Below are 4,317 nucleotides of genomic sequence, written 5' to 3'. Positions count from 1 at the left end.
CCTGCCATTACTAGTATAGGAGCACTGGTAAGTAACGAACTACTTTCAGCTAGCACACCTGCAAAAGCAGTCCCAGCTGCAATTCCACCAATGTTCTGATTTACGGGAATTTTAGACTTTGCTTTTTCTAAAGAATGTATTTGACCTTTAACCAACTTAAGATTTAACTTTAAATTTTCCATTTAGACACTCACCACAGCATTATTAAACTCTTTTTCTTCTTCTTTCACATCTTTAAAAGCATCTTCACCATTTTCCTTTTTTAGCTTGAATGCACATTTTTGACACCAATCTTGCATTGCATTATCTAAGACATAATTCTTTAAATAAATCTCTAAGGCGACAAGTGCTATCCCCAATATACTTAGGGTTGCAGCAGCTTCTATCGCCCTAATACCTAATAATGCGCGGCCAATTACATATTTTTCAACATTATAATACAGTGATGTGTTTTTCATGAGTGGAAGATTCAAGAAAGCACTAACTCCCACAACTAAAGTCGCAAAAGAGTTAATTGTTTTGGCAGTATTAAGTGCTTTTGCATATGGATTACTTTCATTCCACGACTTATAGGCACTTTTACCATCAATTATTAAAGAAAATGTAGCACCCACGATCGCGAAATATGCCCCACACTTAGCAATATACGCGGCGCGCTCTGCAAAAGAAAACTTTTCCATTGAACTACTACCCACTTCTAAAATAGCAGCTGTTGTTGCCATCATGCCGGACATATATGACAAAGTATTATCTACTGATGGATCGATATTAAACTTAGAAATCTGTGTTCCTAAGTTAATCAGCTCAAATATTGCAACCACACCAGATACACGCAAACCTACACTTGGTGAACTATTGGCAATAATCCGATCAATTTGTTTGGCTGCTTTACTTGGGTTGGTTGCGGATGAAGAATACTTTTTCCAGTTGTTCTGCACCATTTCAGGTGTCAGCTTAATCCGCCCCGTTAAAGTTTGAACTGGAATAAGATAATACAGAGAGTTCTTTGCAACATGCTCAACCAATGCCCCACTATGGGCAAAGGTATAAAATGTTAAGCGACCAAGTTTTTTTGCAAATTCTGAACCTGGCGTATATTTCATACTCCATTTCACTGCACTTTGGGTCAGTTCAGACATCCAGTAAAAAGTTTTTAACAAGCTAAATTTTTGCCCATGTAGCATGTAACTATTATTGGTTTTATCCGCTGCCCATTCTTGCCAAGCTTTATCTGCTGCAATAAATGCTGCAATCGCAGTTTTAGCGGCATTTTGCCCATCGTCCCAAGAAATATCGATAATACTCGGTGCCGCTACATTATATTTATTTTTTAAATTTTCTTGGTTATAGCAAATTGCCCTCATATAAATATTTTCTTTGGCAATTTTTTCCACCCCTAACCAAGTTTCAAGCAATGCCTGCCCACTTGGCACCCCACTCATACCATTAATCATATCCATGGCATGAACATAAAAAATATTTCCATATGGAACTTGCACTTGATCATCATAAGCATGAAGAGCATTGATTACAGCCTTAGACAATAACCATTTAATATGATCATCTCCTAGAGCTCTTGCTCCAGCTAAACATTCTTGAATTAATGCGTTAATTTTTTTATCAAAATTTGATTTAGCCACCATATCTAAATTTGGCTTATATTTTTGAATCCAAATCTGTTCTCCTTCTCCTCTACTTAATTTCCCCATATCTTCAGTATAAATACCTTTATTTGCTCTTTGTTTCTCTTGAGCCTCCTTTAATAGCCTCTCTTGTTCTTCTTTTGATTTTCTTTTATATATTTTTTCTAACTCATAATTAATATCATCAGCATCTGTTAAATTTTTTGGTAACTCATTCCCTAGCCCCATTAATACTATACTTTTAGTTGCCTGTGCACTAAATTGGCTGCGTTCATTTAACAATTTATTTTCTAAACAGATTTTAATACTATCAATACATTGAGAACTATGTAAACGGTGCTCGTTTGTAAAATCTCCTTCTTTTTTTGCTAAAAAATCCATTACTTTTTTAAATTCTGAATTGCGCAATGTATTTAATTTTCTTGTAATTCCTACAGGATCATATAAAGCCATACAGGCAAGCGATTTAGGCTCATCTTTAAACTTGTTTAATGTCGCATCGATACGGTTTTTACCAAAACTGTTTAGATTATAAACCGTAGTTTTAAATTGGCTTGCAGCAATACAATGTTCTTGCGCACTTCCACCATTAATTAAAATTTTCTGCCACTTTCCTTCTGTTACAAACTTATCGGCATTTTTTTCATATTCAGATATTTTGGCCTTACTCATAGGCACATGCGTATGAATAATATATGCAATCTTCGCCTCATCTTTAGGGTTACTTTCTACAGCTATCACAGATGAATTAAAACTATGACCTGCTCCTTTACATGCGAACTCTGGAACACTTTTAGGTGCTTCTTTACCCACAGGAAAATAAGACAAATGTCCATTTGGAGTAACTTTATATCCAGCCCACTCCAAAGCTCCAGATGTTCTTTTTACTAAGCGATAGATATAACCAGTATTAATCATCTCAACTGCATATTTGAGATGGCTTAACTGAATATCTTTGACATTTTTACCCAAGGTTGCAGGTAAAGCAGGTGGATTATCTTTAACAACGGTGTATCGTAAAGGTAAAATATTGAAGCCTTTTTTACGACAAAAATTTGAACACTCTTTCTGGGCCTGCCCCGCACTACTATTTTGCATGTTTGCAGCAGTTGACTGTTTCGCTGATTTTGCAATTTCACTTTCTTCAATCTTCTTATTAATATTTTTAGCAACTGTTGGGTTGCGCATATCGCCCACTGCTTTGGTTTTTCCCATAACAGGAATTTGACTCTGCTTCTGTTTTTGCTGAGCAATAGTCTCATTAAATAAATTATTTGATTTTGACTTGCCCAATATCATTTTTTGATTTTCTGACATCTTTTTATCCATTCAATTCTTTAGCTATCTGTTCATATAAGTCTTTCGTTACATAATCCATAGCGTCCGTAAAAGACATTTTATTCATTACACAATGGTCGTAGAGCACATTGGTTACCGTAGGATGCTGTATAAAATTTTTATGTATAATTTGGCTGTACAGACCATATGTGACTAAATCTAAATGTTTTTGAATGCCATAATCATGGTAAGCCTCTTTAAGATTTTGATGGATTTCAACTGGATGAATTTTTATTAGATCAACTTGTTCAAATTCATTTAATTGTTGAAATACATTATTAGCAATTTCAATTAAATCTAAATCTATAGATTGCTCGAGGTTCACTTTTGTTAGATTCAAGATTGATCGCGACTCATCGTAAGACTTAAAGCTAAATAGACCTTTTGGATGCAAAAAATGCCATTCTTTAAAGCCATCTAATAAGCCACCTACATATTCTGTTTTAAAAATCTCATCTAAGTAGATCATGACTCTAGGATCGTACCAACGGAAAAGAATTTTTTTACCTTGATCAGCAATTACTAATTTAGTTTTTATCTGATCTCGTAATTCCTCAAGTGAACGTGTCTTCGCCACGCCAAACCCATGAACAAAATAGCAATCATTCGTAATATTTTTATTTCTCGATAGATTTTGCAATAAATCCTCTTTGACCTGCTCAAATATTTTTTTATCATCAATACAAATAAAAAAGAGGTTTGATTTTGCAATTTCTTTTTTTTGCGCTAAAGGGATATATGCAATATTTTTGTTTGATAAATTATCTATTACCTCATTAAAAATAGAATCATTCAATGTAGTATCTAATAAAAAAATGATCTGACCATATTCGTTCAGAATTTGGATGCACTGTTCTTCAATTTTAGAAGTAATATCTTTCGAATAATCATCGTATTGGATGGCATTAAAAACAGGTAAGCTCATGATAAATCTACCTTAGCTGAACCATTTTGAGCAGCTTGAGTCTGTTTAGCAGAACAGTCTGGTAAATCTAATGCAGGTGGATTTATTGATGAGCCTCCCATAAACAAATGCTGTCCTGCTTTCACCTCAAGCTTACCACCCGTAACAGGGAAAATACCCGAACCATTCAACTTAACTTGAGATCCACTTGCAGTCAGATTAATTTCAGTTGGACTAGTAATAAAAACCGTGTCTTCGGTTGACGTAATCTGTACGCCCTTTCGAGCAATCACATCTAAGCCATCACCTTGTGCCTGAATTTCCACTTTACCTTGACCAGCAAAAAGCCGAGCACCTTCTTGGGCGGCAAATAGACTTATTTTTTGACTCGCATGACTCACTATATTCTTTTGCGTACTAATATTAATACTA

The 4,317-nt window shown here is 34.8% G+C and carries 3 protein-coding genes and 1 pseudogene; all 4 read right to left on the bottom strand.

The features are described 5' to 3' along the window. Positions 1-182: pseudogene (locus UC75_RS19480) on the bottom strand (ABC transporter ATP-binding protein); the annotation flags it as partial. Further along, complete coding sequence (locus tag UC75_RS00660) at positions 183-2,960, bottom strand: T6SS effector BTH_I2691 family protein (RefSeq protein ID WP_171249491.1); 2,778 nt, start codon at positions 2,958-2,960, stop codon at positions 183-185. Between the two features lie 4 nt (positions 2,961-2,964). Further along, positions 2,965-3,906 carry a hypothetical protein gene (locus UC75_RS00655; RefSeq protein ID WP_049836359.1) on the bottom strand — a complete coding sequence of 314 codons (942 nt, stop codon included), beginning with the start codon at positions 3,904-3,906 and terminating at the stop codon, positions 2,965-2,967. Next, the coding region (locus tag UC75_RS19475) for a DUF2345 domain-containing protein (RefSeq protein ID WP_228136983.1) at positions 3,903-4,317 on the bottom strand (415 nt) is incomplete at its 5' end. The genes UC75_RS19475 and UC75_RS00655, both read right to left, overlap by 4 nt.

This window comes from Acinetobacter sp. V2, from assembly GCF_001188385.1.
Lineage (GTDB): Bacteria > Pseudomonadota > Gammaproteobacteria > Pseudomonadales > Moraxellaceae > Acinetobacter > Acinetobacter oleivorans.
The sequence above is the reverse complement of the archived record's forward strand: the minus strand, read 5'-3'. Positions and strand labels throughout refer to the sequence as shown.